Below are 1599 nucleotides of genomic sequence, written 5' to 3'. Positions count from 1 at the left end.
CCCCCCATGTCAGGGTAGTTGTCGCCTCCAACTGAAAAATCATCAGGGGGTTGGAGACGATATTTATGAAGACCTATTCACCCGAGCGTAAAGCGGCTGTGATCGCCAGAATGCTGCCACCGCACAACCAATCTGTCGTTCACATTGCCCGAGCTGAAGGGATACCTATCAATACGCTTTATACCTGGCGTTCTCAGAGCGGCGTTGTCGGGGGTCAACCCAAACCTCCGCTGGCATGGCCGCAAGAGGCCCGCTTTGCTGCGTTGATTGAAACTGCGCCCCTTTCTGCCCATGCTGTTGCTGAATACTGCCGCCGTAAAGGCCTCTACCCCGAGCAACTTCAGCAATGGAAGGACAGTTTTATGCAGCCCACTCAACGCGAAGAAAAAGCAGAAAACAAACGGTTAAAAAAAGAAAACCAACAACTTACCCGTGAGATTGCCCGCAAAGACAAGGCGCTGGCGGAAGCCGCGGCACTGTTGATACTGGAAAAAAAGTTCAAGGCGTTGTTCGGCGAGGAAGGCGAGGTCGAATGACGCGAAGCGGCGACCGCCAGAAGGTGATGACACTGGTTCAGGAAGCGGTCGATGGCGGTGTCCGATTAGCACAGGCCTGCAAGCGCATAGGTCTGAGTCTGCGGACACTGCAGCGCTGGAGAACGAAGCCAGACGACCGGCGGGCCACATCCCCACGCCCCGTGCCGAAAAACACGTTGAGCGTTGAAGAGGAACTGCAGGTGCTGGCCATCTGCCATGAGCCGCGGTTCGCCAGCCTGCCGCCGGCGCAAATCGTGCCCATACTGGCCGATGAAAACCGTTATATCGCCAGTGAGTCGACGTTTTACCGGGTGCTGCGCCGCGCCGGCGAAGTCACGCACCGGGGCCGCCAACAGGCGCCGCAAAGTAAACCGTTGGCGACCTGGAAGGCGACAGCGGGCAACCAGGTGTGGTCATGGGATATCACGTGGTTGAAGTCGCTGACAGCGGGCCATTGGTTCTATCTGTATCTGATAGAAGACGTGTTCAGTCGCAAAATCGTGGGTTACGAGGTACACCTGGTCGAAAGTGGTGAGAATGCGGCAGAGCTGCTGAAGCGGACTGTGCTGAGCGAGCGCTGCTGGCAGGAGCCACTGGTACTGCATGCGGATAACGGCGCCCCGATGAAGTCACAGGTGCTGCAGGTTAAGCTTGCGGAGCTAAAGATAACGCCGTCGCACAGCCGGCCGCGGGTAAGCAACGACAACGCCCACGTGGAGTCGTTGTTCAGGACGTTGAAATATGTACCCTCGTGGCCAGAGAAGGGCTTCGCGTCGCTGGAAGAGGCGCGGGCCTGGGTAGAAACCTTTGTTGGCTGGTACAACGAAGAGCACCGTCACAGCGGCATTCGTTATGTGACGCCGGGCCAACGTCATCGCGGTGAAGACGTGACGTTACTGGCGACAAGGGAATCGGTGTATGAGGCAGCAAAAATGCTGAATCCGCATCGCTGGTCAGGGAAGACGCGTAACTGGAAATGGCAGAATGAAACATGGTTGAATCGGGAGCGGGAAACCCTGGCTGCTTGAATCAACTGAGGCGACAACTACCTTGACACGCACCG

1 protein-coding gene is annotated in these 1599 nt (G+C 57.1%); it reads left to right on the top strand.

Annotated features, from left to right (window positions below; all coding sequences use genetic code 11):
* Window positions 1-65: 65 nt before the first annotated feature.
* Window positions 66-1564, top strand: a protein-coding gene (locus tag M2407_RS26220) for an IS3 family transposase (protein ID WP_259220277.1) whose coding sequence is annotated in 2 segments (ribosomal slippage) — window positions 66-516 and window positions 516-1564 — 1500 coding nt in all. Because the reading frame shifts where the segments join, the coding sequence is not laid out codon by codon here.
* The last annotated feature ends 35 nt before the right edge of the window (window positions 1565-1599 follow it).

Source organism: Serratia sp. BIGb0234 (genome assembly GCF_024809915.1).
GTDB classification, from domain to species: domain Bacteria; phylum Pseudomonadota; class Gammaproteobacteria; order Enterobacterales; family Enterobacteriaceae; genus Serratia; species Serratia liquefaciens.
This window is presented reverse-complemented; position numbering and strand designations above follow the sequence as displayed.